We start from the raw sequence: 26,843 nt of genomic DNA, 5'->3' as shown, positions 1-26,843 counted from the left end.
GTATTGTAATGTTGTGAGTTGGGCTGGTGTTAATACCTGGTTGTTGGTGACTGCTGTGCCGTCTGCTAGGGTGACTGTGCCTAGTGTGGGTAGTCCTGTGACTGTGATGGTGAGGGGGTCTCCGTCTGGGTCTGTGGGGGCTGCTAGACCTAAGCCTGTGTCTGTGCTGCCTTCGTCTACTGTGATGGTACTGTTGTTGGCTACTGGGGGTTGGTTATCACTAATATTAACAATGATCGTACCCATACCCATTAGCGGACCGCCACTACCTTGATCCGGATCATCCGTGGCTGGATCGCTATCTTCTGTGTTACCATCATCAATAGTGTATTTAATAGTTACTGAATCTGGTTCATCTCTCAAAGCAGCGGCTTTACTATAGGCAATATTTTGCAATGCCAGGTCAACTAAGTCGCCAGTAGCATTATCATTGAATGTTAGTAGCAGTGTGCCATTAGCATTAGTAACTGTACCAATAGTAATACCGTTAACTATGAGAGGTGTCAGAGGGTCATTCTCTGTTAATTCTCCTAATACTCCAGTATTACCACTACTAAATTTATCGTCATTATTTGCCCCTCCATCTCTTGACAAGGTAAGGGTAGCACCACCGTAGTTGTTTCTTTCATCTAGTTCTATATCTGTAATTGTGGCATCACTGTCTAGAATAACTGGAACGCCATCTGGGGTGACAGTGATAGTATTATCCAGATTTTGAAAAGAAGGAGGATCGTTAACTGGAATAACATTAATCGTAGTGATCGCAGTATTACCCAGATTCCCTTCTGTATCAGTTAACTGAATATTTACTTCCCTTGGAGTTCTGTCAGGAGTATCACTGGGATTCCTAAATTGAATTGCTTTGAGAGCTGCTTCAAAATCTTCTGGGGTGGCTCCATTTATATTATCTACTGCTGTCAAGGTAATAAGATTACCACTGACATCAGGAGTTATGCTAACAGGTAAAGCTGAAGCCAAGAATAACTCATCATCGGTTTGAGGATTAGTCAGCGTAATAGTTGCGCTACGAATATTTCCACCATCCACTGGAATTCCATCAGCATCTACTGTAGATCCATCAAAATCTTGAATTCTTACATTATCATCAACTATATCAACACCAGTATCATTCTCAGTAAAGGTTTCTTCATAAGTGAAAGCGGGAGTCTCAGGATCCTCATCAGGATCAATAAACGGAACATCAAACGGCGATGGTTGCCTTGGGTCGGACATTCCATCGTTACTATTTGTAGGTGCAGCATTAGCAACGAAAGTCGCTGTGGGAGAACCTATCAGATAATCATCAACACGATAAAATTCTCCTACATTGTTACGACTAACATATAAATTATCTTCACGATCTATCCATGCAGCACCAAACTCCTCTCCAGCAGGTAAACCAGGTACTATTGTTGTAGTAATACTATTATCTTGTAAATTGATTGTATATAGCTGACCATTGTTACCTACTCCGTAGAAGAATTCGTTGCCAGTAACATCATCTCTTCTGTATACTAGATCTACAACTCTCTGTAAGCTATCTCCAGTAAGATTAATCTGTTCTTGAACGCCAGTAGTCAGATTAATTTTTGTAAGTTGTGTATCACCTGTCCGTACCCACAGATTACCTTGATCGTCTACATCCCCTGAATTTAATTTTCGAGTTCCAGTTACTGGTAGAAAACCTAAATCTTCAATTGTGCCATCAGAATTAATCCTAATAACATTTCCTGCTGTCTCCCCGTCCCCCTCATCATTATCTGTAATTTGAATTCCATAAAGAAAGTTATCTTGTATATTATACCCAGTGGCATTATATACAGGAACTACAGGGACTCCTCGCTGTTCATAGTCACCTGTGAGAGGATTATATATTCTTAGCTCACCAGCAATAACCTGATAAAAATAGGGCTGTTGATCAAAAGGCTCTAGAATATGCTCCCACTGATGTTCAACCCGATCGCTGAATGCCAGGCCAACCTCAATCTCACCTTTAGTAACCTCTAACTCCCAGTCACCACCCAAAGCAGCACTACCTGTTGGTCTAGCAGAAGCAGCAATATTTGCCCCTGTTAACTGATGTAGCTTTTCCAAAAATTCTGTACCTGCATTTCCGGAAGCTATATTACAACCATAGAGCAATATATTAGTAACCGACCAAGTTTCTAATTCTTCAGCATAATCATTGTTGATATTATTAATATTTAATTGGCTATTACCCAAAGATAAACATCCCGGTACACCGTGAGAAACTATATGTATGGATGATATGTGAGGATATTTTTTGATAATTTTGGTAATTTGCTGAATACCATCGTCATTTGGATCAAGAATAACTACTTTTGTCCCTGACAAAACTTCTGTAGCTAAACTCTGATAATCCTCCACATGAGAGTCTATAAAGACTATTTGTTGTTCTGTTTTTGCTTCTGTCGAAAAATCAAATAATTCGATCGACTTTTTGGTAGATAAGGATTGGTAGATGTTGATTGTAGACATTAGAATTTTTTCCTTAAAAATTGATGGTAGATAGAGTTTATTTGTTAACCTTATATATAGACGATTTTATTAACTTGGTGTTTCTCTAAATTAGATACTAAGCAAAATATAAGAGTACTAGCCTCTTGTTAATTATTTATATCTATAGTTTGAATTTTAAGACAGACAGCAACTCAAACGCTTCCTACAAGTGGGTGATGATCATATTCACACCATTTGATTATTTACAGATATTAAAAGTTTATTGTGTTCCTATATAGAAATTCATAATATACACCATAAATTTTTCTCCAGCAAAAATAGAATGGAGAATTTATACTTTACTTCTTCTTAAAGAGAAACAAACAAAGCTGATAACTAAATACTAATTTATATCAAGTTACTCAATAAGTTTAAACAAGGCAAATATACTTATTTGTTTTGTTATATCAAGTTTGGCTAACCGTCATATCATGTCTGGTTAAATACTGAATCAATAATTGCTTCAGAGTCAGACTAGGGAACATTAGCTTAGGCCACCAAAGGAGTTATGAATTTAGATTATATTTGATTGAATAGTTATTGACATCCTCCCAACGCTGCTCTCACGAGACAGTATGGGATTCCCTAGTATCAATACTAGGGGCCTTCTGTTGCCTCTTGACAGAAGAGCTGTGCTAACAATTCAGCTATCCTCTGGGATTTACTCCTTTCAGGTCTAAAGGTGCGTTCCACAGTACGTCGCCAATCCGACGGCTCCCCTAGACACTGCGAGTCCTGCAGCCAAAATATTTATTGCCACATTAATATCCTTGTCATGGTGAATACCACATTATGGGCAATCCCACTCTCTTACACTACTCAGAAAATCTAAATCTTATTATTTTTTCCAAGATGTAAGCATAGCTGAAGTTTCTTTGTAGCCTACTCGTTGCTTGTGTTCATACCAGGCTTTAGTTCTAGCTGCTAAAGCTTTGTTGTAGACCAAGCGTACACAACCCAACGTCCTTAGTAGGAAATTTTCCTGCGACTGAGTAAGGTAAAACCTGAATTTGTACACTTTTTCAACCATCTACTGTTTAGTTATTGAACAAATAAATTTTAACATCTTATCTGTGAAACCGCAATAATATTAATTGGCATTCATCCCGATCCTCCCGTGACCAGAGAGTCCCGGTCTTCTGCCAACGTTGAGATAAACAATAAAGAACAGGGATAACATTGACAAACAGTTCAACAGAGGGGATACTTGAGCAAATATAGAGAGGAGGAGAGTTTTTATCACTAATTTAAGAGACTTGATCTTCGCCCATCTTACAGCAAAATAAAATTACCTTAAGTTTACTTTATATATTATATATAATATATCCTTAAATTTTCTCTATAGCACGTTTGAAACCACAATTTTTGACCGTTGCTAGTGCTAAAGAGACTGCTAATACCTCAATCAATATCTATCTGTTTTTTGAGTGTCTCCAATTTGTCGTGAGTTGAGTCATCTACTATCCTTGTGCAAGTTGAAGAATTCCGCATTATTGATCAAGCGCAACGTCGGGAGGATGTCAAACATAAAAACTAACGGGAGAAAAGTTCCCGGAAGATTTATCCCCTGGTTGAATAACGACACGCGGGTTTTAACCCGGAGAAAAGTATGTTATACTAGAAATAGCAAGTAAAAACAAGGTTTGCCGCCATGACAAGACCGCTAGTGCGGTGAAATTCCGGCGAACAGGAGATGGGGACGATGCTTCCTACGAGGGCTGTTTGCGCAGCATTCCGCAGGAAAAGCAAGCAACGCAGCTAGAGCAGTGATTTATAGCTCCAATATCTTGAGTAAAACCACTCGTGAAAGCTACAAAAAAAAAGGTAAGCTCACAGCTAGATTTCGATCTATGCCGAGGAGTATAGAAGTCTGCCCTTCAGTCTTGAAGCAAATGTGGATTTATATTTGCGGTGGATTTGCCACAGAATCCAGGGTGTTTCAACCCCTGGAGATGTCAATATTATCTCTATCACAAATCTTGAAAGAGGACTCCCATTATAATCGCGAGATTTAACGGTAAGACGGGGCGTATAAACTGCGCGGGAAACCCACCCAGACAGCCTCTCATAAATTTCAACCAGAAAAATAATTGAGCAACAGGCGAAACATTTTTGGTTTTATAATCCTATCAATAGCAGTGGGACACACCGTTAAATAAAAGCGCACCGCCTGTGCTGAGGTTCCCTCAAGGTAAAGACGGAGCCAGAAAGCTTGTGGAGATGGTAATTGCGGAAGTACAACTCAGTTTATTTGATTTGTTGCCTAGTCAAGAATCCGTGTTAGCGTAGCGTTGCGCCATCAAAACAAGAATCTCCCGTTATCATCTTTGATTTGACGGTGAGAGTGTTAATTGTAGAGAAATTCCATTCCTGAGCTTACATCGGGGGCCATTAGCCCCTATTGTGAATTATTCAGCAGTAAAAATTAATGTTCCTTTTGCTGCTTCTAAACTATCACTAATTTTTTGCCCATCGTGAAAAGCAGCCAAAATTACATCACAAGTTTTTCCCCAAGCAATTATACCGTTGGCATCAATAGCGATCGCTCCTAATTCCCTCTGATGTTCGTGAGCTTCAGCAAATGAACGTTCAAAAGCTGCTTTGAGTGAAAAACCATCTGTTACCCGAATCACAATTTTGGCGGCCAAACATTCATCAATAATATCTTCTCCAATGCCTGTACAGCTAACTCCAGCACTACCAGTGGCATAATTTCCGGCGGGCATGGCCGAATCACTTACACGACCAATCTTTTCAAAACCTTTTCCACCAGTAGAAGTACCTGCTGCTAATCTCCCTTCTTTATCTAAGACTACAACTCCTATGGTGCCAGTGCCTGGAGATTCTGCCACGACATTTGCCATCTTTCTACTAAAGTCTTGTTTGCGGTCTTCTAGCCATTCGTTTAATCGTTTATCTGTGAGGGGGTTGTAAACGGGCATTTGTAGTTCCCGCACAAATTCAGCAGCTCCATTATCTGATAATACGCGATCGGGCGATGTTTGCAGTGCTTTGGCCAACTCAATGGGGTTTTTAATCCGGGAGACATTGATCGCCCCACTAAACCGATGATTCAAACCATCCATCAAGGAAGCACTCATCCGAATTTGGCCATCAGATTGTAGGACTGAACCGGTCCCAGCATTAAATATGGGGTCATCTTCTAATAGTTGACAACCACGGACAACTACATCAATGGCCTTTGTGTCGCCCAGAAGCAAGTTATGTAATTCATCTACTATTCTATGGAGAGATTTACGAACAGTTTCTAATCCTCCTTTTTCCTCAAGGGAACTACCTGCACCGCCGTGAATAATTAGTTTTGGTTGCATTTTTTGTTGTGATTAACTACAGAATAATTGACATACTTTAGGTAAGCTGTTTTGCATTTAAACCATATATCCAATTTTTGTCAAAGGGAATAGGGAATATACAGCATATTTCGGGCAAATGATGTACAGGGTAAATGGTGAAAACATTGTAGTGCGGTCATCTTGCCTGCGATGGGTGTACCTCATAGAGTCGCAAAGTGCTGTAAAATCTAAATTATTCTTAGCTTATGAGGCTATATGTCTGTTTGTTTGTCAATATTTGACTTGCGTCGCCGACATCTTTCAGAACAATATTTGACTTGATCCCAACACTCAGCCCATTTTTTCCGCCAGCTAAAAGGGCGATTACATACAGGGCATATTTTGGTTGGTAAGTCAGATTTAGATTTAGTCTTTCCCATACATGATATGATATTTAGTCTCAGTGTGTGAAAAAAGCATTGTTTATATTACCTTTGCTAGTTTTTTGCTGTTCTGATTTTTGCTTATTTTACTATACCTATTAATTATTTTACCGAAAAAAGATGATTTTGAGAATTTAAAATTTATCTACTTTTAAAATATCAAATCTAGGCTTCTAACTATAAACAATTTTTCCTTCTACCAAGAGGAATATACAGCCAAAAGTTGGGAATTTTAGATAATTTTTTTCTTCTTGATTAATTTATGCAAAAATGAAGACTTGTAAAAACTTATTGACGAATATTTTTCCTTATGTATTGCTTTTGATGATGACGGCGATAGCTCTTTATTTTACGAGGCCAGTTTCTTTACAAATTCGTTGGAATGATGAAACACTTTACTACACTGTAGCTCAAAATATTGTGCGTCATTTTGACTTTAATAGTAATCATTATTTAGCTAGTAGTATTATTCAAAAGGGTTATCCGACTAAGGATACTCATCTCCCTGGTTATCCTTTGATTTTGGCTGTTGGTTTTTTGATTGGTGGCATTAATGAAAGAACACCGTTTTTTGTTAATTATTTTCTGCTGATTTTGACGATATTTTTAATTTTTACAGTTGGCAGATTCATTGCTAATCAATGGGTTGGTTTTGGGGCTAGTTTGATTTATTTGATTTATCCTTACACTTTAATTTTGACTCATTCAGTAATGACAGAAATATCGGCTGCTGCTGTAATCATGGTAGTTGTTGCTCTTTTGTTTGTACAAAAAGAAAGCTTTTTAAAAGGGATATTTTTAGGTTTAGTAATAGCTTTAGCATATTTAATCAAACCATTCTTATTAACCTTGTTTCCTGCAAGTATAGCTGTTTTGTGGATTGAGAAAAATCAACATTACAAAAAAACTTTATTGAGCTTACTATTTTCTTTTGGATTACTGTTTGTCACTGTTTTAATTCCCCTTTCTCAAAATCAAGAAATTTATCCCTATGCAGCAACAATAATTTTATCCCAATCTAATTTGACTGATATGCTGAGAATGATCTGGGAAAATTTTCTATTTAATTGCACTCTCATAATTAATTTTAAAAAATTTTCAGTCTATGGAACAATTACTATTTCAATGCTAGTGTTATGGAGTATTAATTTAGCTGTACTTGCAACAGCAAGTTATCAAAAAAAGTTACAACGATGGCAAAAATATACAAATTTATCTATTTTTAGCTTAATTAATTTTCTCTCAGCTTTACTGGCATTTTTATTACTTTATCAATATATTAATGCAACTAGAGGATTAGCAGTTTTTTCTCCATTAATGGCAATCTTATCTGTGACTGGTTTGTGGCTATTAACACCACAATTAAAAATCAAAAAAGTAGTAGCTATTGGATTAGGAATTTGTCTGTATTTAAGTTACTCAAACTTTGTCACTTTTCACCTACTCAGAAAAACCCAACAAAGACAGTATCAACGTTTATCTACTAATAGTTCCCGATTAGAAAAAGTCATCTCAAAATTGCCAATTCAACCACAGGTAGTTATGTCTGAAAAAAATCTTTATTTAGCGATCGCTAATTATCCAACTCAAGTAATTTGGCAATTACCCCAAACATTACATGAATTACGAGAAGTAGAAAAAAAAGTGAGAGTAGAATTGATAGAATTAAAAGATTCTGACCCAATTTTTCAAGAAAATTTACAAGTTTATCAGAATTTAAACCTATTAAATAACCGTTACATCTTACAATACCAAGACCAAAATTTTTATTACTATTTAAGATTGGATAAATAATATACATCAGATAAAATAATTTTCTAAATATGGAAGTATATTTTATGAAATATTCGCCGTTTTTTTTAGATAAAAAAAATGCTTATGTATAAAAAGAATCTATCAATTTATCTCTTTTAAATTCTGACTTATAGCATCCTAATATAAACGATACCAGAAGTAATTTAATCTCAAAAAATTCAAACAGGTAAATTTATATTGGTCACTAATATCTTCAACAAAAAACAGATGGAAATTTACAACCATTAAAACCTGGGAAACTAAGGTTTAGTCATTTGACAAATGCGGAACTAGACTTAAGATAACTAGTATCAGACTGTTGCTAATACTAAGTTATACCAGTTTGAAAAAATAATGCTTTGAAGAAGGAGACAGGAGACAGGAGACAGGAGACAGGAGGAAAATTACATGGGGATTCGCTCCCCCAAGTAATTTTGAACACTCCAGTTGACGGTGGGGTATTAAACCCACAAAGAAAATGATAAAAAGTGCATCTTGATCGGATATGCTTAAAAATAGCTTATCCAGTTCATTTTAGATAGTTATATCTATCGTTTTCCCTTTTTTTTCAATATTTATCCTTCTTCCTTCTTGCTTCTTCCTTCCTTCTTACTTCTACTATTTGTAACAAACGTTGATCAAATTGGTATTAACAATTGCATGGGGTTCTTCGCTGAATTTATATTTAGCTTCTACCCAATTTTCTCCTTTAGAAGTTTCCAGAAGAGTTGGTTTGACTTTTCCCATAAATCTTCGCTGTAAAAATTGATGATTCATATCAATTAAATTTTCTTTAATAAATGAATAATGAAAATTACCCGACGGGAAAAATACATGGTTTTATATTCATTATTAGACCAATTTTTAATGTCTGGAAAGGGCACGGTTTTAGCTAATTCTGTTTTTCTAGAAAAGACAAAAATATGACCATAAGCTTCCTGACAAGGATAACTTTTTACTCCTTTTGGTAAAGGGCAACCTGTTGGTAAATAAGAAACTTTTGTTATTTTTCCTGTGTTATCGTATTGCCATCCATGATAACTGAAGCAAACCAGATTTAATATCAATTTATGGGTAAAGCAGAAACTACTCAATATCTAGATGCAAAAAATTCCTAAATTCACCGATAATTGATATAATTAAGCCCATATAATATTACTATTTTTTTTGATTTAATAATGGCAAATTTAATCTTACTATTTCTGTTAAGTATTACTCAGGTTTTAGGAGATATTTGGTTAAGTAAAGCCATGAAACAATTTGGGGTAGTAAATCTAGTTAATTCTGAAAATTGGATACCATTAATATCTTATTTACTGACAAATTTTTGGATTTGGTTAGGAGTAATTTTTCTCATGCTTTCTCTGGGGTTATACCTCACTGTTATTTCTAAACTTGACCTGAGTTATGTACTATCAATACACTCTTCAACTTATTTATTAAATGCTTTATTTGCTTGGTTGATTTTAGGCGAAACAATTTCAAATATGCGGTGGATAGGAACTTTAATTATAACTATTGGTGTATTGATTGTGGGTTTAAGTAAAACTCTTTATGAAGACCGACGAAACCATAATTTTTATCTCCTCTTAATGGCATTATCTTTGAGTTTTTATCGGTCTAAAACTTGGTTGGCGATCGCGATTATTGCCTTGGCTGATTCAACAGGAGATTTGTATCTTGCCAGAGGAATGAAAGAAATCGAAGAAGTAAATTTACAATCAATGAAAAATCTCATTAAACAAGTAGGTATAATCCTCATAAATCCTTTAATTATTAGTGGAGTTTTTTGTCAAACAATTGCTTTTTTATCATTGATTTCGGTCTTAAGTTGGGCAGATGTTAGTTTTGTGCGACCTGCCACAGCTTTGACTTATGTTTGTAGTATTTTAGGAGCGAAAATTTGGTTAAAAGAAAAGGTTTCTCAAGGGAGGTTGATCGGAATTATTTTTATTGTAATTGGTCTGATAGTTAATCGATAAGGAAGAAGGAAGGAGGAAGAAGGAAGAAAGAAGAAGGATAAATATTGAAATTATATTACCGAATAATTAATAATTAATAATTAAATAATTCTGGTTTAAAGCCGACCCTTTTAAGGGGAAAAAAAGCCGTCGTTAGCGGAGATTCCCGTAGGGTGGGATGGATGGGTTTCCTAACCATATCCAATCGACCAAGAGAAGAAATAATATTTCCTTATATTCAATTCCGTAACGGTTTTAACCAGAGGTAATTATCAATTATCAGTCAATGAAAGTAGATTCCAAGTATATAAAGTACAAATATTAACAATTAAATGAATGCAAGTGCGTGCATCTTGCCCGCTTCGGGGTGTACTTCACCAAGGTAGAATCCGCTGTAAATCCAGCTCACCCTGTGAGCAAACTGAAAGTATAGATAGAGAAAGAGATTTAATGAATTGCCGGAATATTATTCAACTACAAGAAAAAGGTGATTGAGAATGAGGGGATAATTTGGACTATATTTTGGGTTAAATTAGATAAATAGCGGAGATTTAATACTGATGAATAAAGCAATAGCTCAAACCATTGCTTCTACATTTCATTTTTGGGAAAACCTAGATTCTGAAGCCAAAACAAACTTTCTTAACAAATGTCAACAAATCAGTTTGTCGCCCAGTCAATTTGTCTGTTTAGAGGGAGATATTTGTCATCATTTACCACTCATAATTTCTGGAAATGTTCGTGTTTACAAAATAGGAGAAAGTGGTAGAGAAATTACTCTTTATCATTTAGAAAAAGGTGATAGTTGTATTATGACAGCTTCTTGTATCATCAGTCAAAAAGTATTTCCAGCATTTGCCATTGCCGAGACGGAAATTGAAGCTTTGATTATTCCTGCAAATAGCCTCAAAAAATGGGTAAGGCACAACACCATTTGGCAAGAATATATCTTCGGAATACTTTCCCAACGATTAGCTAATGTAATTGAAATAATTGAAGAGGTTGCTTTTCGTCGCATGGATTCTCGAATTGCATCATATCTTTTACATAATGTCAATAGTAAGATACAAACTTTACAGATAACCCATGAAGCGATCGCTCAAGAATTAGGCAGTTCTAGAGAGGTAGTTAGTCGAATTCTCAAAACTTTTGAAAAACAAGAATTATTATCTCTTTCAAGAGGAAAGATTGAACTATATAACTGGGAAAAACTTGAGAAGATTGCCCAGTTAGGAAAATATTAATTAGAAAATTTATCTTTTTCCTTATGGGTTTAATACCCCACCGTCTACACGGTGCAAATTTGGTAGGTGAATTGAGAATCCTCATCAACCCAAATCTTCTGACTCCTGATACTAAATCCGGTTATACAGCGATCGCACTTTCTACTTCCATTCAATGCAGACAGAAAATGCCGGAATATCCCCAGATAATTCTCACTCTCATTCTTCCTTTCTCCTGACTCCTGACTTCCCCTCCTGGGAGGGGTTAGGGGTGGGTTGACTCCTGACTCCTTCTTCAATATGTGACTTTATCACAGAACAAATAGAGATAAATTGGCTATTGTTTTTCATAGATGACTAATTATTAGGAGGTCAAAATCACTATGGAAGAAAGTCTCCCTCTAGAATACCCTTCAATTTCTCGCCGACAATTACTTAACTTTCTAACTGGTGCAGTTGTCGCAACTACCGCTAGTGTCGCACTCTATCCTGCAGCAAAATTTTTTGTCACCCCAGGAGAAAGTAACGAGGATGGTTCAATTATTGCCAGAGACCGCTTGGGATATCCCATTCCTGCCAGTCAGATTTTAGCACAACCAAAAGGAACTCGTGCTTTAGTCGCAGGAATAGCTGGAGAACCAACATATCTGGCGATCGCAGAAGATGGTAAGTTAGACACCATGGGAATTGTCGATAATTGTACCCATCTCGGTTGTACTTTTCCCTGGAATCCCAATGACAATCAATTTCAATGTCCCTGTCATGGGTCTCGTTATGCTGCTGATGGTTCTGTTGTAAGAGGTCCTGCTCCTCTTCCTCTGAAGCTAGTACAGGTCAAAGTACAAGAAGATGTCATCTGGATTTTTCCTTGGACAAAAAATGATCCCCGAACAGGAGAAAAACCTTGGTGGATTTAAGCATCAATAGACATCTCCAGAAAAGAGGCAGTAGGCAGCTTTGCTGTAGGCAGTAGGGAACCCACCCCTCGCCCCTCCCCCTCCCACGAGGGGAAAGAATTGATATATCTAGTGTGAGAATTGATTTGATTTTTTATTATAGGAGATGTCTAATTTACATTTACAGCGGTTTTCATTTCGGTAGACTACAGGGCGAATGGCCATTTGCTAACTCAAAGCTCCGCTATCGCCTCTACAGGGTTTTGATGTGGTTCATCAATCAGCAAAAGCGCTGTAGTAGATCAAAAACTCTTCTATAAACTTTAAATAGATTAGTTTTTTGTATTTTTTTAGGCTATATTTTGAAGTGTGATATCAAATCCGTTTAATTGGACATAAAAAAATTCTTAAATCGTCATAACTACGCTCATCAAAGTGATTCTCTCTCCTCCTGACTCCTGACTCCTCTTGACTTAACCAATCTATAACTGTTTCACCGGATTTGATATGAAATGTGGGCGATAGACTAACTTTGGTTGAAGGTGCGTTGCAACGCACCCTACAGGTATAATTCCTGTGTAAGTTCTGAATAATTAAAACCGCATAATCCAAGGCAACTCTTCCATCACTGCCCGCAGAGAATCTACATTACCTTTTCTTATTAAAGCTTTTGCCGTATCTAACAACTTACCTTTTTTGATTGACTGATAAGCATCCTGCATCGACACTGCAATATTTTGCATTAGACTCGAATCTCGATAACAATTAATCATACATTTTGTACAACCATCCCTTACCAACTTTGAACTATCAAACTCATAAATAGAACACATCGGTTCATGCCAAAAATGACAACGCCATAAGTTTAAATCCCAGTCCAGAAAAAAGAAGCGATAACCCGCCAAACAAGGATAACGCTGTTCCTCATCCTGGACAAACCTCTGCATTTCTTCCAGAGAAAGGGTCGGATTAACTACACGAAATTTCTTTTTCAGTTGCTTCACCTTTTCATAAGCTTGCCAGAGACTTTCATTTGTGTGAGTGACCAGACCAGCATCAGAAAATCCCAAAAAATTAGAATCAAGTTTAGTTAATGGATAAGAAAAAACCACTGACTCAAAACCAAGTGATGTCAGAAAATCAGGCAGTGCATCATAATCAACCAAATGACTCATGGTTACAGAAGCAGTCGAATACATACCAATATCTTTCAGCACTTGGTTAGCTTCTTTGATTTTATTGCATACACCAGGCAACCCACGATTTTTCTCGTGAATTTCTTCAGTTGCGGCATCAACTGATATGATTAAACTAGACAAACCTGCATCAGCTAATTCGTGAATTTTGCTCGGCGTTAACAACCCACCGTTTGTCACCACCATGCACTTGATACCCAATTCTGCTGCATGGTCAACGAATTTTATAAGATTGGGATTAAGAGTAGGTTCCCCACCTGTAAAAACTAGATATCTAATACCTTCTCGAAACAGGATATTAATTGAGTCTAATCCCTCATCGAGGCCGACAAACTGTGTTTGTTCTTTAGGAAAAGTATCCCGTGCAAAGTTGCAGAAACCACAATTAGCGTTACAAACATTGTTAATGGCAAATTGACAAAATCCTGGTCCTCCTGCCTGAAAAACTAGCTGTAAGGTATCTATAATGCTAGTTGTAGTTGACATACCACGATGTTTTTGGTTGGCGGTGAGTTTTGTACTGCTGTTCTCAGGTGTGTTGTGGATGTTTGTTTTCATAGTTATTGGTAGTTACTTTACTTTCTAGGGGTGGGAAAATGGGTAGAGGTTTGGTAACCAAGATCCTACAGGAGTCATACTAACTTAAACCATGAGCGATCATCCTGTAAACTAAACTAGAAACTTGTTATTGTTTTCAAATTGAAATAGTGGTGCTGAAATACCTATAAATGTTCCTTTTATCGTTGCTGCTAATGTGGGTTTATTTTCTCATCTCCGAGATTCAGGAATTGTACCAGATGTGTTTTTAAGCTTAAATATTATTGGCAGTGAAGAATGGTGGGAACGTAATGTTCGTTCTTATTTATTCTGGGAATTTGGTAAACCACCAGATGTAGTAATTGAAATTGTTTCTCCCGCTCCCGGCAATGAATTAGGAAGTAAATTAACAGACTATGCAGAGTTACGAATTCCTTATTATGTTGTCTACGATCCATTGCAAAAACTCAGCCAAACTGTACTGCAAGTATTTCAACTTTATGGTAGTTCTTATATTCCTAAAAATGATGCTTGGTTTGCAGATGTTAATTTGGGATTAACTCTTTGGAATGGTGTATTTGAAAATCTGAATGGTACTTGGTTGCGTTGGTGCGATGCCGATAGAAATGTGATTAAAACAGGAGATGAAATAGCAGCAGAAAAAAATGCTGAAATCTCTCAAAAGGATACTGAAATATCCCAAAAGAATGCTGAAATATCCCAAAAGGATACTGAAATATCCCAAAAAGACATTCAAATCAAACAGGCGTTATTATTGGCAATTGAAATGGGATTAAAACTCAAGTTTGGTGATGAATATGTGGAGATATTATCTGAGATTTCCAAAATAGACGATCTGAAATTGTTGGAGGCGTTAGCGGAGCTTTGCGTCAACAATCGCTTCTCAAATTCCTCAGATGTCCTCAACGGATGAATTGCGCAAACTATAGCGCTGCGCGCAGGCAACAGCTCATCTGGCAACAGGCAACAGGCAATAGGGGGAATAAATTACCGATAATATAAGACTTTTGGGGTTGGTGATTAGGTAATGCCATTAAATATTTATGAACGGTACAATTTGGGGTTGGTGATTAGGTAATGCCATTAAATATTTATGAACGGTACAATTATAGTTTTTTTCATAGATATTTGAGACAAAAGCATTACGCATTCACCAATGCCAGACTTTTAGCTATTGGACACCTCCTGCAATTTGTAAATATGCCAGCCCACATTGCTATATATACTGAATAGCTCAAAAATCTGGTGCGAAACACACACTCTCATACCAGACCCGATAAATGTTTGCTGCAAATACACACCCGGTAGGGGCGAATGGCCATTCTCCACTACAAAGTTTTGGTTGTGACAATGTGGTTCAGAGATTGGAAAAAGCGCTATAAGTTAGGGCGTTGCTGAAGCACTTGTATGATATCGATCTTAATTATTTAGGAGTCAACCCACCCCTAACCCCTCCCAAGAGGGGGAGTCAGGAGGACCGAGTCAGGAGGGAAGAAATAAGAAGAAAGAGTAGTAAGAGTAGTAGAAGAGAAACTTTTTTGTTCACTAATTATCCAGGCATGATTCATACCTCAAATAACCAACGCCTAAGTTAGAAAAAAAACGGAGAGGGTGGGATTCGAACCCACGGAGGTTTGACCCTCACTCGATTTCAAGTCGAGCGCATTCGACCACTCTGCCACCTCTCCATTAATAAGTCAAAAGTCAAAAGTCAAAAGTTAAAAGTTAAAAGTCATTTTTAATTTTTGTTCAGGAGTTAGAAATACTCTATAGCGCTACCCGCAAGTCAGAAGTAATCTCTGACTGAGTTTGAGCATTTAGGAATGTCCTAAGCTTTGATTCGACTGCTATAACTGTTTTGACATTTATATATTATAGCACTTGTGCAGGCTCAACAACAGATTTGAATTGGGAATATAAAATTTCTTCAGAAACTACTTTCAAATCATGGCCAACCCAAACCAAAGCAGCTTGAGATACAATACCTGCCTTCATAGATACAATTGAGAAATTCCGTTCTTTCTGGCCCTCATTTTCTATGATGCGTGGCACACTTGCTGCATTCAAATATAATGTCCCTTCGGTATCTACATCAACACGCTTACGCAACTTTTCCTGAATATGTCTCAATCTATGGTGCATGTGACCAAAAGTCACTAAGGAAATATTCTTGCCCAATTGCCGAGATTTTACAATGGCATCCCTAAAATCAGGGTCGCCGAAATCTCCACCTCTGGGTTGCCAGTCACGTCCCACTGGATCTTCGGGGGCATCTCCTAAACCAACAGGCCCATTATGGCCAAGAAAAATTATATTTTGACATACTGCATTCTCTACTGCCTTGACTATTAAATTAGTAGATTCCTCAAAACTATTAACTCCAAACCTTTGCTGATAAAAATCTTGATATTTCCATTCTGGACCTCCCCAACTAAAAGGACGAGTCCCAATAACTGTCAAGTCTAACTCTGGAAAATCTCGCTTTCCATAACCTACATGAGCTTCTCCAAATAAGTCTATTTGTTGTTGTACTCTGTCTTCTTGAGTTTGGTCATAAGGGCATTTTTTTCTGCCCCATTCTGTTGCGGTATACCAAGCATCGTGATTACCAAAAACTACTGCTTTAGGGATATCAATAGCAGCGATCGCTTGTACCACTTCTACTGCTTCATTACCAAAATCTCCCACAAATAGTACTAAGTCAACTCCTAGATATTTGAGGGCTATTTCATCTTCTGGTTCCCATTGATCGTGAACATCTCCAACAATGGCAATTTTACTCAACTTTTCTAGATTATCTGTCATTTTTGCTTTTTTTTGCCAATATTATTTTCTGTGAATTACTAGAAATATTTGGAATACTTTAAAGATTAGCTGCTATTTGCTAAATCCAATCTATCTAATCATATTTTTTTTGAGATAGTGAATAACTCTATTGAAGTTTTATTTACTTATTTGTTGTAGAATTGAAATCAAATTTATTCTCAAAAATAGACTTAAATCTAGTTTATATTGTATCACAATGGAACATCAACAACTAATTATTTTTACTCGCTATCCAGAACCAGGAAAAACTAAAACACGATTAATACCTGCTTTGGGGGCTGAAGGTGCAGCAAATTTGCAACGTCAGATGACTGAAACAACTGTAAAAAAAGCTAATAAGTTATTTGATTTTATTTCATTATCTGTTGAAGTTAGATTTGTCGGTGGCGATTTACAATTAATGAAAAATTGGTTAGGTTCAGATTTAAAATATCAAGAACAAGGTATGGGGGATTTAGGGGAACGTATGGCAAGAGGGTTTCAATCTGCTTTTAATCGGGGGATGAAATCTGTGGTAATTATTGGTATAGATTGCCCTAGTTTAACTTCTGAAATTATTTTACAAGCTTTTGCTAAACTGACTGAATCTGATGTGATAATTGGTCCTGCAACAGATGGGGGTTATTATTTAATTGGTCTGAGAAAAATTACTCCAGAATTATTTCAAGGAATTAATTGGGGAACGTCCGAAGTATTGTCAAAAACTGTAGCGATCGCTCAAAGTTTGAAGTTAGTTATTGATTATTTACCTAAGCTTTCTGATATTGACCGTCCAGAAGATTTAGAAAAATCACAGTTTAAAATTAAGGGTACATCTCAGTTTTGAAGAAAGCCAAAAACTTATAGCTTTTAGGGAACAGAGAATAGGGAATAGAGAATAGGAGAAAAGTATTTTTGTAAATATGAGATGCACCCCAAAAATTAGGATGCTCTATAGTCTGAGTTTATACAGCATATTCCAAGTATATGAAGTACAAATATTAATAATTAAATGAATGCAAGTGCGGGCATCTTGTCCGCGAGGGATGTACTTCACCAAGGTGGAATCCGCTGTATCATATTCGGATAATCAGTTATAAAAAAAACTTCTGTCCTGGAACCTTTCTTTACCTTCTGCCTTCTGCCTTCTACCTTCTGCCTTTCTTTAACTGATAACTGATAACTGAAATGACCAGTATTTCGATTATTATTCCTGTTTTAAATGAAGTTAGTACGATTACCCAAACAATTTCAACAGCTCAAACGGCAAAAGATAAAGATATAGAAATAATAGTTGTTGATGGTGGCAGTAATGATGGAACAATTGAGCTGATTAAATGTTTAAATATCCAAGTTATTTCTTCTCTTCCTGGTCGTGCCACTCAGATGAATTGTGGAGCAAAAATAGCAAGGGGAAAAATTCTTTTATTTCTACATGGAGATACCCTTTTACCTTCAAACTTTGACCGAATGTTGGAAGAGATATTGGTCAAACCAAAAATTATTGCAGGTGCTTTTGAACTAAGTATTAGAGGAACAACAAAAAGTTTACGAATAGTTGAAAGAATGGTAAATTGGCGGTCGCGTTATTTGCAAATGCCTTATGGAGACCAAGGAATTTTTCTCCCAGCCAAAATTTTTCAAGAAATTGGTGGTTTCCCAGAAATACCAATTATGGAAGATTTTGAATTGATACGACAGTTAAAAAAAAGAGGACAAATAGCCATTGTACCAGCTCCAGTATTCACCTCTGGTCGTCGGTGGCAAAAATTAGGAATACTCAAAACTACTTTTATTAATCAAATAGTTATCATTGCTTATCTACTTGGGGTATCTCCAAAAAGACTAGCGCGATTTTACCGTAGCCATATTTAAGGAATCAATCAGAAGGTTTTGGACTTTCAGAACTACTACCAAAGGAGAATCACAAAATATTCAATAAACAAAAATTAAAAATTTATTAATAAAGACCAGATTAGATTAATTTTTTTAAAGTTGAAAACCAATTTTGAGAATAGAATGCACCTACCTCGTAAAATATGAGCTTAATATCTTCTAAAGATTTTTGAACTTCAATTCAGAGGAAAGCTAAGTATGCCAGAAGCTACAGATACAGGATTTGTTCAACCCTATAATGGAGACCCTTTCGTTGGTCATTTATCTACTCCAATCAGTGATTCTGACTTTACCAGAGCATTTATCGGTAATCTACCTGCTTACCGCAAAGGTCTATCCCCAATTTTACGGGGTCTAGAAGTAGGTATGGCCCATGGTTATTTTATCGTTGGCCCTTGGGCAAAGCTTGGTCCATTACGAGATTCTGCAGTTGCTAACATTGGGGGATTAATTTCTGCGATCGCCCTAATTCTAATTGCCACTATTTGCCTATCTGCTTATGGCATAGTTTCCTTCCAAGGAGAGAGCGCTGAAGATGCAGACCCACTAAAAACTTCTGAAGGTTGGAGTCAGTTTACTGGTGGTTTCTTCATTGGTGGTATGGGTGGTGCCGTTGTGGCTTTCTTCCTAATAGAAAACTTTGAAATTGTAGACTCTATTTTCCGAGGTGTATTTAATTAAATACCTCTTAATAATTAGGATGTAAATCTGATTTTTACACTTACATCCTGCTTCAAATGCTGGAATAATTACAATTAAAGTTTGCACAAAAAACAAGTCAAATTTTTTTTGTTAGACTAGATAACCACCTACTTTGAAATAGTGCAATTTAAGGAGAATTTGAAATGACTGGTTCTTATGCAGCAGCTTACTTACCTTGGATTTTAATTCCTGTAGTTACTTGGTTAATGCCAATTGTAGTTATGGGTTTATTGTTCATTTACATTGAGAGCGAAGCCTAGTTTTTTATCGTTCTAGGTCAATAAATTAATTGAATAAAGTGGCGTATGAATATCTATCTGATAATGCAGGGGGTAAAAACGCCACTTTTTTTATGTTTTTTGGGGTGGATTTTGGTAATATTTTCCATTATTAATTGTCAGCATTAGGAATATTAAAGTTATCGTATAATTACGGAGATAAAATAAATTTATAATATCTTATATATAGATTTTTCCGTATAAATATCAATGCTTTTCTTCCGATAAAGTGTTTCGATCAAAGTATATAGAATTTCTGCTTCTACTAGCTCGTCTAAACTAAAATTGTGAGTAAAACCCAACGCTAAAATCCCCTCCAACCCCCCTTGGAAAGGAGGGAGAGGTCTATATTTTCTAAAATTTACCCACATTTTTAAGCTAGGCGAGCTACTACATGAGGTAAAAAATTTTTGGATTTTAGGGAACACCTTAATATAGAAAAAAGACTGTATTCCATTAATATGAGAATCACTATAGTCATAATTAATAAATTAATAACTACAGAATATCTGTGGTGACCTGTAGAAAATAACTAATACTATTGAAATTTACTGAAGAATATCGAGTTAAGAAGTGGAAGAAAAACTACAAGAATTAGCAGAAAAATATGAAATTCCTCTGGGACTAATTACAGCAGCAATTGAACTTGAAAAACAAGAAATTTTCAAGCAAAAACGTAAGACTGCTCCGACAAAATTACTCGAAATGATTGAACGTTATACAGACTCATCACAATCATTTATGGAGGATACTAATTATGGCACTTAAACTCAGAAGTATTCGTCTAAAAAACTGGAAATGTTATCAAAATGAAGAAATAAAATTTAACCTAAATACTGATAAACAAATCTGGATTGTTTTTGGTCAAAATGGATTTGGCAAAACATCTCTACTAGAGGCAATTCAATGGTGTCTTTACGGTGCAAAAGCTGTTTCTGATTCTAAATTATTAGACCATTTTAATCGGGTAATAGTTAAACAGAATCCTAACTTAGAAATGTCAGTAGAACTTGTTTTTGAGCGTAATGGAGATATTTACAATATTAGCAGAGTTGCAAAAAGAGAAAAACAAGGCAAAACAGTTAGAGCAAAAGTAGAATTACCAGTAATCAATAAAAATGGTAAAAATATTAGAGATGTGCCAGAAAAAATTGAGGAACTATTGCCAAATTCCTGTAAAGAATTTTTCTTCTTTGATGGTGTAGAAATTAAACGTTATGCTCAAAGAATTCACACTAAAGAAACCCACAAAGCCATAGAACGAATACTCGGAATTACTGAATTACTAAATCTCCGGCACGATGTAAAAATTACTAGAAAAAAATTAGATCAAAAATTGAATGATGCAGATTCGGCTAATGAAAGTCTTAGACAAGTAAAACAAAAACTTCGAGAAATTCAAGAAAATATAGATGTAAAAACAGCACAACTTGAGGGAGCAGAATCAGCTTATGAGGAAGCTATGATTGACCTGAAAGAAACAAGAGAAGAAGCAAATAAAATTGAAGCACTACAACAGAAATTAGAACAATTAAAGGATTTAGAAAGAGAGCAAGAACGCTGTAAAGAAAACCTCAAAAAAGCCACAGAAAAATTAGAAAGTGGGTTGAGACAAGCACCTATTCCGCTATTGATAGAATTTGTGAGAGAAGTTGCAGATGATATGCAAAGTACAGCTATTACCACTGCTCGACGTTCTGGTTCAGTTAAGCTTTTACGAGAATTATTAGAAGATAAAACTTGTGTTTGTGGTCGTTGTATAGATGAAGATTCTCGTCAATTTATTATCAAAGAAATTGAAAGCTTAGAATCTTGTGTTAGTAGTACCCAAGAAGTAATCCGTCAGGATGAAATACGCAACCGTTTAGAAACAATTTCCGACTATAAAATACCTAATTTTGAAGACCTTTTGTTGGAGCGTGATTGTCTACAAGATGAACTAGAAACAATCAAACTAGACGCATATCGTCTGAAATGAGAAACTAAAGGAATTAATCAAGAAGACGCTCAAGTAACTTGGCAATTGGTAGGAACAGCAGAGCAAACTGCCAGACAGAAAAAAGAACAAATTGAGAGATTAAATAAGGAAATAGAAGATTAAAAAAAAGACGAAGAAAAACAGCGCCGAGAAATAGAAAAATTAGCCACTCAAAATAAACAAACAGAAACTTTAGCAAAGCAACTAAAACTAGCAAGAAGTCTTTATGAAGCCACAGATGAACTAATACAATGGCGCACAGAAGAAAGAAAACAAACCATCGAAGATAAAACCTCTAAAATTCATCGCCAAGTCACTAATAAACCAGAAGAATATCAAGGTATAAAAATTCAGCCAGACTATACTTTAGGAGTCAAAAATGCAGTAGGTCAAATTATCGACCCAGAAACCTTAAGTGCAGGAGAAAAAGAAGCTTTAGCCTTCACTTTTATCACAGGATTAAATTTAGCATCTGGTACAGCAGCACCTTTAATTATGGATACTCCTTTTGGTCATCTAGACACCAAACATCAGAAAAACTTAATTAAATCATTACCAGAAATTCCATCCCAGGTAATAGTTTTAGCAACAGACCGAGATTTTCCCTCGCATCTTTTAAATATTGTGGAACCTCACATTGCAGGTACTCTCAATATTCGCCGTCTTGGGGCAACAAAGGATGCTTCCGTAGTAGAGGAAGAAAAATGAAACGTATCGACCCCAACGCAACTATTCGCCCCACACCAGAAGCGAGAGGTTATTTGGACGCCCTCAAAAGTCAGGCCGTTTTCGGACGCATGATAGATGCTTATGTCTTTGCAGCAGCTTACGCCATCAAACAAAATGCTGATATCTCCCAAGTTACTCTCACAGGTCGCCAGGATATGGCAATTATGAAAATTGTTGATGATGAGGTACGTCTGGCACTAGAAGCAGGAGTTTATGCCATAACTAAACGCAACGGTCAACCCCAACCTAGTGAAAGTCGGGAAGTTCTGGAAATTATCACAAAATATGCAGAAGTGGGACTGAATTTGTTAAAAGTACGATGGGAAAGAAAGACTGGTACTCAAATTCAAGACGACATTCGCAGAATTATTACTGGCAAAACAGAATAAATGTCCACTTGACGAAGTCAGAAGTCAGAAGTCAGAAGCGAGTGTGTAATTCTGAGGTCCCCTCAGAATGTAAGACACACTTCATTTCAGTCAGAAGTTAACCCACCCCTAACCCCGACCGTGGAGGGGAAGTAGGGGATTTGAGCAACTCTCCAAAAACCCGATCGCCTTAAAAAGCGGGGTTTTAGACCCATATTATTTTGATTAGGACTTACGCAGATACCCTATATATAGTACTCATAACTATTGTCCAATAGTTACTGTACTCTATACACAGTGTCTTTGCGTAAGTCCTGTTGATAAAGCAATGTGCGCTGGTATATTTACAAAATTCAGGAGGTGTCCAATAGCTAAAAGTCTTATATGATCAGCAATTTATTCCCCTCCTGGGAGGGGGAGGGGCGAGGGGTGGGTTGCCTATTGCCAGATGAGCTGTTACCTGTGCACAGCGCTATAAAGCAATACAATAATTAATCAATAATATTACTCAGAATGTAAACCGTGAAAATATTCATCTACCACACTCCCGAAGAAACCCCCACCGAAAATATGCCAGACTGCGCGATCGCGGTTGATGTCCTCAGAGCAACAACAACAATGGCCACAGCATTAAATGCAGGTGCAGAAGCAGTACAAGTATTTAGCGATGTTCAAGAATTAATGGCAGTCAGCGAGCAATGGCCTGCTGACAAACGCATTCGTGTAGGAGAAAGAGGAGGCAAAAAAGTAGAAGGTTGTGATGAAGGCAACTCACCCCTCAACTTTACTTCAGAAGTTGTCAAAGATAAACGTTTATTTATGACTACTACTAATGGCACTCGTTGTCTTCAGCGGATTCAAAATGCTAAAGTTGTCCTAGCAGCAGCACTTGTCAATCGTCGCTCTGTAGTTGAATATCTCAAAACCAACAAACCAGAAACTATTTGGATCTTGGGTTCTGGGTGGGAAGGTAGTTATTCATTGGAAGATACAGTCTGTGCAGGAGCGATCGCTCACACCCTAATTACAGAAACTAATTCTCTCCCAGATGAAACTGTAGGAAATGATGAAGTATTTGGCGCAGTATCCCTCTATCTTCAGTGGGAGCAAAAATTATATGAACTATTAAATTATGCCAGTCACGGCAAACGTCTCCAACGCTTAGAATGTTATGAAGACCTCAAATATTGCTCTCAAACTGACACCTTAGATATTTTGCCTATGCAGAAAGAACCAGGAGTTTTAATTAGAGCATAATTGAAGAAGGAGTCAGGAGTCAGGAGTCAAGAGACAGGAGGTAAGAGGGTAGATGTGCGGAGAAATGATACAAAAAACACTCCTTACTTCAGATTTTCGGTCAAAATTGATGCGCGAAAAGACTTGACTACCATAATTATATAGGTCTCAAATGGGTTCTATAGAACCCATTTATAGCAACTTCCAGGTTGGTGTTTGACAATTAGTGCGAGCATCTTGCTCGGGTCATACAGCGGTTTTCATTTAGGTAGACCACAGTAGGGACGTTCCATGGAACGTCCCTACAAGGTTTGATGTGTGAAGATGTGGTTCATCAATTTGAAAAGCGCTGTAAATCATCATAATTACTCGATGTCCTAACTATATTGGCGACTGCTATAGTATCTTTGTAGGCGGTATGTGCTTTTGGCATCAGCAGTCAGTCCTCAGTCCTCAGTCCTCAAGAAATTCAGAAATAGGATAGGGGAAAAAGGTAAAAAAATGCTCCACTCTCCCCCACTCCGCTACTCCCCTACTCCCCATTTTTTCCCAGCAATAATGAACCTGGCATCGCTTTTTTGATCCAGTCTGTAATTAGAATTTGTTCCCGATCGCATGATTCAATTACCTGACCATTTAAGTTACGAAATACTATTTCTTCTGGAATCTCTATTTCTTCCCCAGTAGGTACAATTATTTTCTCAAGTTGAGAAACGGCAAAAGGTCGCAAAGAGTGAAACACCACATAATTTCCACTCTCTCCAGCTAAAACCTCTGCTAAACCAACTTCTTGTCGATACTGAATTAACTTATGCTTAGACTTCATCCGAGAAAATATAGAAGTAGTGCGGTTGACATTAAAAAAAGGCGACCGCGTCGGTCTTGGCCAATTTTTTCGCAAAGAAATGGGGTCAGTTAAAATCTGACTACAAATTTGCTCAATATCTACTGCCACATCAGCATCTTTCCCCAAATGTCGCAAGTCTAAACAGACAGTATGTAAACCAGCTTCCTGTAAGCGATCGAGTTTATCCAGAATAAACTGGTCTTTATCCAAAAACATAAACGTACCATGTACCGTTTCCAAAGTAGGGAAAGCTCGGTTATTGCTATCTTCCGATGACACTGTAGTTTGCAGAGGTACTTTTTGCTGAGACTCAGAGTCTAATAAATGTTGAGATAGTAGGGAACGTGGCGAATAAAACAACAAAATTTGCCCCACTCCCAAAACTTCGCAACCGATAGGAAGAGTTTGGCAATATTCAATTAGCTTTTGTTCTGGCAGTTCAATGGATAGTATTAAACGTTCCAAGGAATCAGAAAAAATCTCGCACCAACCCCGTAACGCTTCCAAGTTGTGATTACCTGTTTCCACAACAAATTGTAGCGCTATAGTTGGATAATGAGTTTTCAACCACCAGGCAGCACCTGGATCGCAAACCCGAACTGCTTCAAACTTGCTCAAGTCCCACTGAGTCAGTTGTTCGCAAATTCTATTCATCACCTTTTCTGGCATCAGAATATCCCAGACCAAAACCGGGCGCAAACCAAATTCTACTGCTGTTGATGCTAAAGACTGTACCTGTTGTTGTGAGAGTTGCCCCTGTCTGGCAAGTAGGGTAGGTTGTAGTAAAATTTCTTGCAAGTTAGGGGCGTTGACGCACCTTTTTAAATCTTTGATGGATGAGACAAAAGTGTTAAATTGCATTTTTTTTTAGGAGATAGAAATGATTAGTTGTTGTTTTCTATATCCTAATTTAATTTGATGAGAAACAGGATATTTTTTGACATCTTAATTTATTTATCAATTAATCCTTTTATTTCCAGATAATCAATAATTAAATAAGTTGTTGTTTTGTTTGGATCGTAAAGTTCATCGTATGGTTCTTTAACACCTTTTTGACTTTGATATTGTGCTAATTTTCTTGTAGCTTCTCTACAGTCCTTATTAGGATTTCTGTTTCTTTCTAGTTGACCAATAACTTTTAAAAGCTCTTGGATAGTTTGACAGTATTCTTTATTCTTTTCTGGTCTCTATTTCCTTTGTTTGCTTGCTAAGAATTGGGTCGTATGTATCCATTGGGTCAAATGTTCTATCCGGAGGAAGGCTTCTAGCATAATCATCTATTTTAGCTATTTTACCAAAAAAGCTTTTATCTATTTTTACAGAATCTGCAATTTGAGCTTCCAAAGTAATAATTTTTTTGTTTTTGCTATCAATTTATTTGTTTAGTTCTTGAATCTTTTCATCTTTTGCCACCAGCTTAGATTCTTGGTCTTGGCATTTCTTGATTTCAGCCAAAACATTGTTTTCCTCTGTTAAATTCTTTATTTTATTCTCTAAGTCCTGAATTATATCATTGGGAAAAATAATTTCCTGCCTCCCAAATGCTAATACTGCCGGACATAATCCTTCTATTAAAACTGCAATAAATAAAGCACCGAGAAATTTATCCTTTATTTTAATTTTTTCTGTAATTCCTCCCAAAGCAATTAAACCAGAAATCACAAACAAAAATAGAAATGAGGCAAACAGAGCGATTACCATCACTTTTTGATATTCTGGTTGTTCTTTTTGTTTTCGATCTTCTGGTGGATTATTTTTTTGTGTTTGAGTTATCAAGTAAGTTTTCTTTTGTCCGGGAAATGAAATAGGTAAAGTTGATTGTTGATTTTGATAATTGATGATTTCAACTTGATTATAGTGGTGTTTGTTTTTGAGGTTGTCTTTCTCAATAATTATGGGCAGGCAACTAGAAGCGACCATCAAAAAAGTTGAAATTAATAAATAATATCAAATCCGGTTAAACAGCCATAGAATGGTTAAGTTAGGAGGAGTCAGGAGTCAGGAGTCAGGAGTCAGGAGGAGAAAGAATTACAAAGATCAACGTAGTTATGGCGATTGAAGATTTTTTTTATGTCCAATTAAACGGATTTGATATAAATTGATTTCATTTTATTGACGGG

At 36.6% G+C, this 26,843-nt stretch carries 30 protein-coding genes, 1 tRNA gene and 1 pseudogene; 18 read left to right on the top strand and 14 right to left on the bottom strand.

From position 1 onward, the window contains the following. From F6K06_RS04365 to F6K06_RS04350, 4 genes and pseudogenes are all read right to left on the bottom strand, one after another. A partial coding sequence (locus tag F6K06_RS04365) for a DUF4347 domain-containing protein (RefSeq protein ID WP_287308788.1) occupies positions 1-2,499 on the bottom strand: 2,499 nt, incomplete at its 3' end. A gap of 862 nt (positions 2,500-3,361) precedes the next feature. Then, positions 3,362-3,550, bottom strand: a pseudogene (locus F6K06_RS04360) (helix-turn-helix domain-containing protein); the annotation flags it as partial. 1,378 nt (positions 3,551-4,928) lie between these two features. Further along, a complete protein-coding gene (locus F6K06_RS04355) occupies positions 4,929-5,852 on the bottom strand; it encodes an isoaspartyl peptidase/L-asparaginase (RefSeq protein ID WP_124143440.1) in 924 nt (307 codons plus the stop codon). A 233-nt stretch (positions 5,853-6,085) separates the two neighbouring features. Next, the gene (locus F6K06_RS04350; RefSeq protein ID WP_124143439.1) at positions 6,086-6,253 is read right to left on the bottom strand and encodes a DUF2256 domain-containing protein; all 168 of its coding nucleotides are present in this window, start codon (positions 6,251-6,253) and stop codon (positions 6,086-6,088) included. A 273-nt stretch (positions 6,254-6,526) separates the two neighbouring features. Between F6K06_RS04350 and F6K06_RS04345 the strand changes: the two genes are divergently transcribed. Next, positions 6,527-8,050: a glycosyltransferase family 39 protein gene (locus F6K06_RS04345; protein ID WP_124143438.1), complete on the top strand. Its 1,524-nt coding sequence runs from the start codon at positions 6,527-6,529 to the stop codon at positions 8,048-8,050. A gap of 359 nt (positions 8,051-8,409) precedes the next feature. Then, complete coding sequence (locus tag F6K06_RS04340) at positions 8,410-8,532, top strand: hypothetical protein (RefSeq protein WP_275670435.1); 123 nt, start codon at positions 8,410-8,412, stop codon at positions 8,530-8,532. A 136-nt stretch (positions 8,533-8,668) separates the two neighbouring features. Here the strand turns inward: F6K06_RS04340 and F6K06_RS04335 are convergent, their stop codons facing one another. Both F6K06_RS04335 and F6K06_RS04330 read right to left on the bottom strand, forming a co-directional pair. After that, positions 8,669-8,827, bottom strand: coding sequence for a hypothetical protein (locus tag F6K06_RS04335; protein WP_205127242.1), 159 nt, complete (start codon positions 8,825-8,827; stop codon positions 8,669-8,671). Positions 8,828-8,832: 5 nt separating this feature from the next. Beyond that, positions 8,833-9,117, bottom strand: coding sequence for a hypothetical protein (locus F6K06_RS04330; protein WP_205127241.1), 285 nt, complete (start codon positions 9,115-9,117; stop codon positions 8,833-8,835). A 111-nt stretch (positions 9,118-9,228) separates the two neighbouring features. On the opposite strand from F6K06_RS04330, the gene F6K06_RS04325 reads away from it, so the two are divergent. From F6K06_RS04325 to F6K06_RS04315, 3 genes are all read left to right on the top strand, one after another. Further along, positions 9,229-10,032 (top strand): EamA family transporter, encoded by an 804-nt coding sequence (locus F6K06_RS04325; RefSeq protein ID WP_192901045.1) that lies wholly within the window; start codon positions 9,229-9,231, stop codon positions 10,030-10,032. A gap of 539 nt (positions 10,033-10,571) precedes the next feature. Further along, a complete protein-coding gene (locus F6K06_RS04320) occupies positions 10,572-11,255 on the top strand; it encodes a Crp/Fnr family transcriptional regulator (protein WP_287241490.1) in 684 nt (227 codons plus the stop codon). 23 nt (positions 11,256-11,278) lie between these two features. After that, positions 11,279-11,473, top strand: coding sequence for a hypothetical protein (locus F6K06_RS04315; protein ID WP_287308787.1), 195 nt, complete (start codon positions 11,279-11,281; stop codon positions 11,471-11,473). Here F6K06_RS04315 and F6K06_RS04310 read toward each other — a convergent pair. Then, complete coding sequence (locus tag F6K06_RS04310) at positions 11,454-11,585, bottom strand: hypothetical protein (protein WP_287241488.1); 132 nt, start codon at positions 11,583-11,585, stop codon at positions 11,454-11,456. The two genes, F6K06_RS04315 and F6K06_RS04310, sit on opposite strands and share 20 nt — an antisense overlap. A 32-nt stretch (positions 11,586-11,617) precedes the next feature. Between F6K06_RS04310 and petC the strand changes: the two genes are divergently transcribed. After that, positions 11,618-12,151: a cytochrome b6-f complex iron-sulfur subunit gene (petC, locus tag F6K06_RS04305; RefSeq protein WP_287241486.1), complete on the top strand. Its 534-nt coding sequence runs from the start codon at positions 11,618-11,620 to the stop codon at positions 12,149-12,151. A gap of 354 nt (positions 12,152-12,505) precedes the next feature. Here petC and F6K06_RS04300 read toward each other — a convergent pair whose 3' ends face one another. Both F6K06_RS04300 and F6K06_RS04295 read right to left on the bottom strand, forming a co-directional pair. Continuing rightward, a complete protein-coding gene (locus F6K06_RS04300) occupies positions 12,506-12,742 on the bottom strand; it encodes a hypothetical protein (protein ID WP_124143435.1) in 237 nt (78 codons plus the stop codon). Beyond that, a complete protein-coding gene (locus F6K06_RS04295) occupies positions 12,724-13,884 on the bottom strand; it encodes a radical SAM protein (RefSeq protein WP_124143434.1) in 1,161 nt (386 codons plus the stop codon). Before F6K06_RS04295 ends, F6K06_RS04300 begins: the two co-directional genes overlap by 19 nt. 196 nt (positions 13,885-14,080) lie before the next feature. Between F6K06_RS04295 and F6K06_RS04290 the strand changes: the two genes are divergently transcribed. Both F6K06_RS04290 and F6K06_RS04285 read left to right on the top strand, forming a co-directional pair. Beyond that, positions 14,081-14,797, top strand: coding sequence for a Uma2 family endonuclease (locus F6K06_RS04290; RefSeq protein WP_161564351.1), 717 nt, complete (start codon positions 14,081-14,083; stop codon positions 14,795-14,797). A 478-nt stretch (positions 14,798-15,275) separates the two neighbouring features. After that, entirely contained in the window at positions 15,276-15,479 is a 204-nt protein-coding gene (locus F6K06_RS04285) for a hypothetical protein (protein ID WP_287308786.1), read from the top strand. Between the two features lie 8 nt (positions 15,480-15,487). On the opposite strand, the gene F6K06_RS04280 is transcribed toward F6K06_RS04285, so the two are convergent. Beyond that, positions 15,488-15,572: transfer RNA gene (locus tag F6K06_RS04280), tRNA-Ser, on the bottom strand. 184 nt (positions 15,573-15,756) lie between these two features. Beyond that, a complete protein-coding gene (locus F6K06_RS04275) occupies positions 15,757-16,689 on the bottom strand; it encodes a TIGR04168 family protein (RefSeq protein ID WP_124143431.1) in 933 nt (310 codons plus the stop codon). Positions 16,690-16,906: 217 nt separating this feature from the next. Here F6K06_RS04275 and F6K06_RS04270 point away from each other — a divergent pair, with 217 nt between their 5' ends. The 10 genes from F6K06_RS04270 (at position 16,907) to F6K06_RS04225 (ending at position 24,041) form a co-directional block, all read left to right on the top strand. Continuing rightward, complete coding sequence (locus tag F6K06_RS04270; protein ID WP_124143430.1) at positions 16,907-17,536, top strand: TIGR04282 family arsenosugar biosynthesis glycosyltransferase; 630 nt, start codon at positions 16,907-16,909, stop codon at positions 17,534-17,536. Between the two features lie 341 nt (positions 17,537-17,877). Further along, entirely contained in the window at positions 17,878-18,564 is a 687-nt protein-coding gene (locus F6K06_RS04265; RefSeq protein ID WP_287241484.1) for a TIGR04283 family arsenosugar biosynthesis glycosyltransferase, read from the top strand. A 219-nt stretch (positions 18,565-18,783) separates the two neighbouring features. Then, positions 18,784-19,266, top strand: a complete 483-nt coding sequence (locus tag F6K06_RS04260) for a photosystem I reaction center protein subunit XI (protein WP_287241483.1) — start codon at positions 18,784-18,786, stop codon at positions 19,264-19,266. Between the two features lie 164 nt (positions 19,267-19,430). Further along, a complete protein-coding gene (locus F6K06_RS04255) occupies positions 19,431-19,547 on the top strand; it encodes a photosystem I reaction center subunit VIII (protein WP_124143427.1) in 117 nt (38 codons plus the stop codon). Between the two features lie 591 nt (positions 19,548-20,138). Next, complete coding sequence (locus F6K06_RS04250) at positions 20,139-20,333, top strand: hypothetical protein (RefSeq protein WP_287241481.1); 195 nt, start codon at positions 20,139-20,141, stop codon at positions 20,331-20,333. Next, entirely contained in the window at positions 20,323-21,543 is a 1,221-nt protein-coding gene (locus F6K06_RS04245; RefSeq protein WP_287241479.1) for an AAA family ATPase, read from the top strand. The genes F6K06_RS04250 and F6K06_RS04245 overlap by 11 nt, the downstream gene beginning before the upstream one ends. Positions 21,544-22,038: 495 nt before the next feature. Then, positions 22,039-22,251 (top strand): hypothetical protein, encoded by a 213-nt coding sequence (locus F6K06_RS04240; protein WP_287241478.1) that lies wholly within the window; start codon positions 22,039-22,041, stop codon positions 22,249-22,251. Then, positions 22,248-22,661 (top strand): hypothetical protein, encoded by a 414-nt coding sequence (locus F6K06_RS04235; protein WP_124143423.1) that lies wholly within the window; start codon positions 22,248-22,250, stop codon positions 22,659-22,661. The genes F6K06_RS04240 and F6K06_RS04235 overlap by 4 nt, the downstream gene beginning before the upstream one ends. Positions 22,662-23,162: 501 nt before the next feature. Next, positions 23,163-23,897 (top strand): 2-phosphosulfolactate phosphatase family protein, encoded by a 735-nt coding sequence (locus tag F6K06_RS04230; protein WP_124143422.1) that lies wholly within the window; start codon positions 23,163-23,165, stop codon positions 23,895-23,897. Continuing rightward, positions 23,898-24,041: a hypothetical protein gene (locus F6K06_RS04225; protein ID WP_205127853.1), complete on the top strand. Its 144-nt coding sequence runs from the start codon at positions 23,898-23,900 to the stop codon at positions 24,039-24,041. A gap of 367 nt (positions 24,042-24,408) precedes the next feature. Here the strand turns inward: F6K06_RS04225 and F6K06_RS04220 are convergent, their stop codons facing one another. The 3 genes from F6K06_RS04220 to F6K06_RS04210 all read right to left on the bottom strand — a co-directional run bounded on the left by F6K06_RS04220 (position 24,409) and on the right by F6K06_RS04210 (position 26,643). Next, positions 24,409-25,584 carry a U32 family peptidase gene (locus F6K06_RS04220; RefSeq protein WP_287241475.1) on the bottom strand — a complete coding sequence of 392 codons (1,176 nt, stop codon included), beginning with the start codon at positions 25,582-25,584 and terminating at the stop codon, positions 24,409-24,411. Positions 25,585-25,893: 309 nt separating this feature from the next. Beyond that, positions 25,894-26,067 (bottom strand): hypothetical protein, encoded by a 174-nt coding sequence (locus F6K06_RS04215; protein ID WP_161564350.1) that lies wholly within the window; start codon positions 26,065-26,067, stop codon positions 25,894-25,896. Between the two features lie 30 nt (positions 26,068-26,097). Further along, positions 26,098-26,643 (bottom strand): hypothetical protein, encoded by a 546-nt coding sequence (locus tag F6K06_RS04210; RefSeq protein WP_287241473.1) that lies wholly within the window; start codon positions 26,641-26,643, stop codon positions 26,098-26,100. Between the last annotated feature and the right edge of the window lie 200 nt (positions 26,644-26,843).

The organism is Okeania sp. SIO1H4 (assembly GCF_010672695.1).
GTDB classification, from domain to species: Bacteria; Cyanobacteriota; Cyanobacteriia; order Cyanobacteriales; family Microcoleaceae; genus Okeania; species Okeania hirsuta.
Note: the sequence above shows the minus strand (reverse complement) of the source record. Positions and strands in the feature narration are given on the sequence as shown.

What these genes read in the sequence shown, in the direction of transcription:
- F6K06_RS04245 (WP_287241479.1), top strand. Translation starts at nt 20,323, where the DNA reads ATGGCACTTAAACTCAGAAGTATTCGTCTAAAAAACTGGAAATGTTAT.
- F6K06_RS04295 (WP_124143434.1), bottom strand. Translation starts at nt 13,884, where the DNA reads ATGAAAACAAACATCCACAACACACCTGAGAACAGCAGTACAAAACTC.
- F6K06_RS04210 (WP_287241473.1), bottom strand. Translation starts at nt 26,643, where the DNA reads ATGGTCGCTTCTAGTTGCCTGCCCATAATTATTGAGAAAGACAACCTC.
- F6K06_RS04265 (WP_287241484.1), top strand. Translation starts at nt 17,878, where the DNA reads ATGACCAGTATTTCGATTATTATTCCTGTTTTAAATGAAGTTAGTACG.
- F6K06_RS04240 (WP_287241478.1), top strand. Translation starts at nt 22,039, where the DNA reads ATGGATACTCCTTTTGGTCATCTAGACACCAAACATCAGAAAAACTTA.
- F6K06_RS04235 (WP_124143423.1), top strand. Translation starts at nt 22,248, where the DNA reads ATGAAACGTATCGACCCCAACGCAACTATTCGCCCCACACCAGAAGCG.
- F6K06_RS04325 (WP_192901045.1), top strand. Translation starts at nt 9,229, where the DNA reads ATGGCAAATTTAATCTTACTATTTCTGTTAAGTATTACTCAGGTTTTA.
- F6K06_RS04320 (WP_287241490.1), top strand. Translation starts at nt 10,572, where the DNA reads ATGAATAAAGCAATAGCTCAAACCATTGCTTCTACATTTCATTTTTGG.
- petC (WP_287241486.1), top strand. Translation starts at nt 11,618, where the DNA reads ATGGAAGAAAGTCTCCCTCTAGAATACCCTTCAATTTCTCGCCGACAA.
- F6K06_RS04345 (WP_124143438.1), top strand. Translation starts at nt 6,527, where the DNA reads ATGAAGACTTGTAAAAACTTATTGACGAATATTTTTCCTTATGTATTG.
- F6K06_RS04255 (WP_124143427.1), top strand. Translation starts at nt 19,431, where the DNA reads ATGACTGGTTCTTATGCAGCAGCTTACTTACCTTGGATTTTAATTCCT.
- F6K06_RS04355 (WP_124143440.1), bottom strand. Translation starts at nt 5,852, where the DNA reads ATGCAACCAAAACTAATTATTCACGGCGGTGCAGGTAGTTCCCTTGAG.
- F6K06_RS04220 (WP_287241475.1), bottom strand. Translation starts at nt 25,584, where the DNA reads ATGCAATTTAACACTTTTGTCTCATCCATCAAAGATTTAAAAAGGTGC.
- F6K06_RS04260 (WP_287241483.1), top strand. Translation starts at nt 18,784, where the DNA reads ATGCCAGAAGCTACAGATACAGGATTTGTTCAACCCTATAATGGAGAC.
- F6K06_RS04350 (WP_124143439.1), bottom strand. Translation starts at nt 6,253, where the DNA reads ATGGGAAAGACTAAATCTAAATCTGACTTACCAACCAAAATATGCCCT.
- F6K06_RS04275 (WP_124143431.1), bottom strand. Translation starts at nt 16,689, where the DNA reads ATGACAGATAATCTAGAAAAGTTGAGTAAAATTGCCATTGTTGGAGAT.
- F6K06_RS04335 (WP_205127242.1), bottom strand. Translation starts at nt 8,827, where the DNA reads ATGAATCATCAATTTTTACAGCGAAGATTTATGGGAAAAGTCAAACCA.
- F6K06_RS04315 (WP_287308787.1), top strand. Translation starts at nt 11,279, where the DNA reads ATGGGTTTAATACCCCACCGTCTACACGGTGCAAATTTGGTAGGTGAA.
- F6K06_RS04270 (WP_124143430.1), top strand. Translation starts at nt 16,907, where the DNA reads ATGGAACATCAACAACTAATTATTTTTACTCGCTATCCAGAACCAGGA.
- F6K06_RS04310 (WP_287241488.1), bottom strand. Translation starts at nt 11,585, where the DNA reads ATGAAAAACAATAGCCAATTTATCTCTATTTGTTCTGTGATAAAGTCA.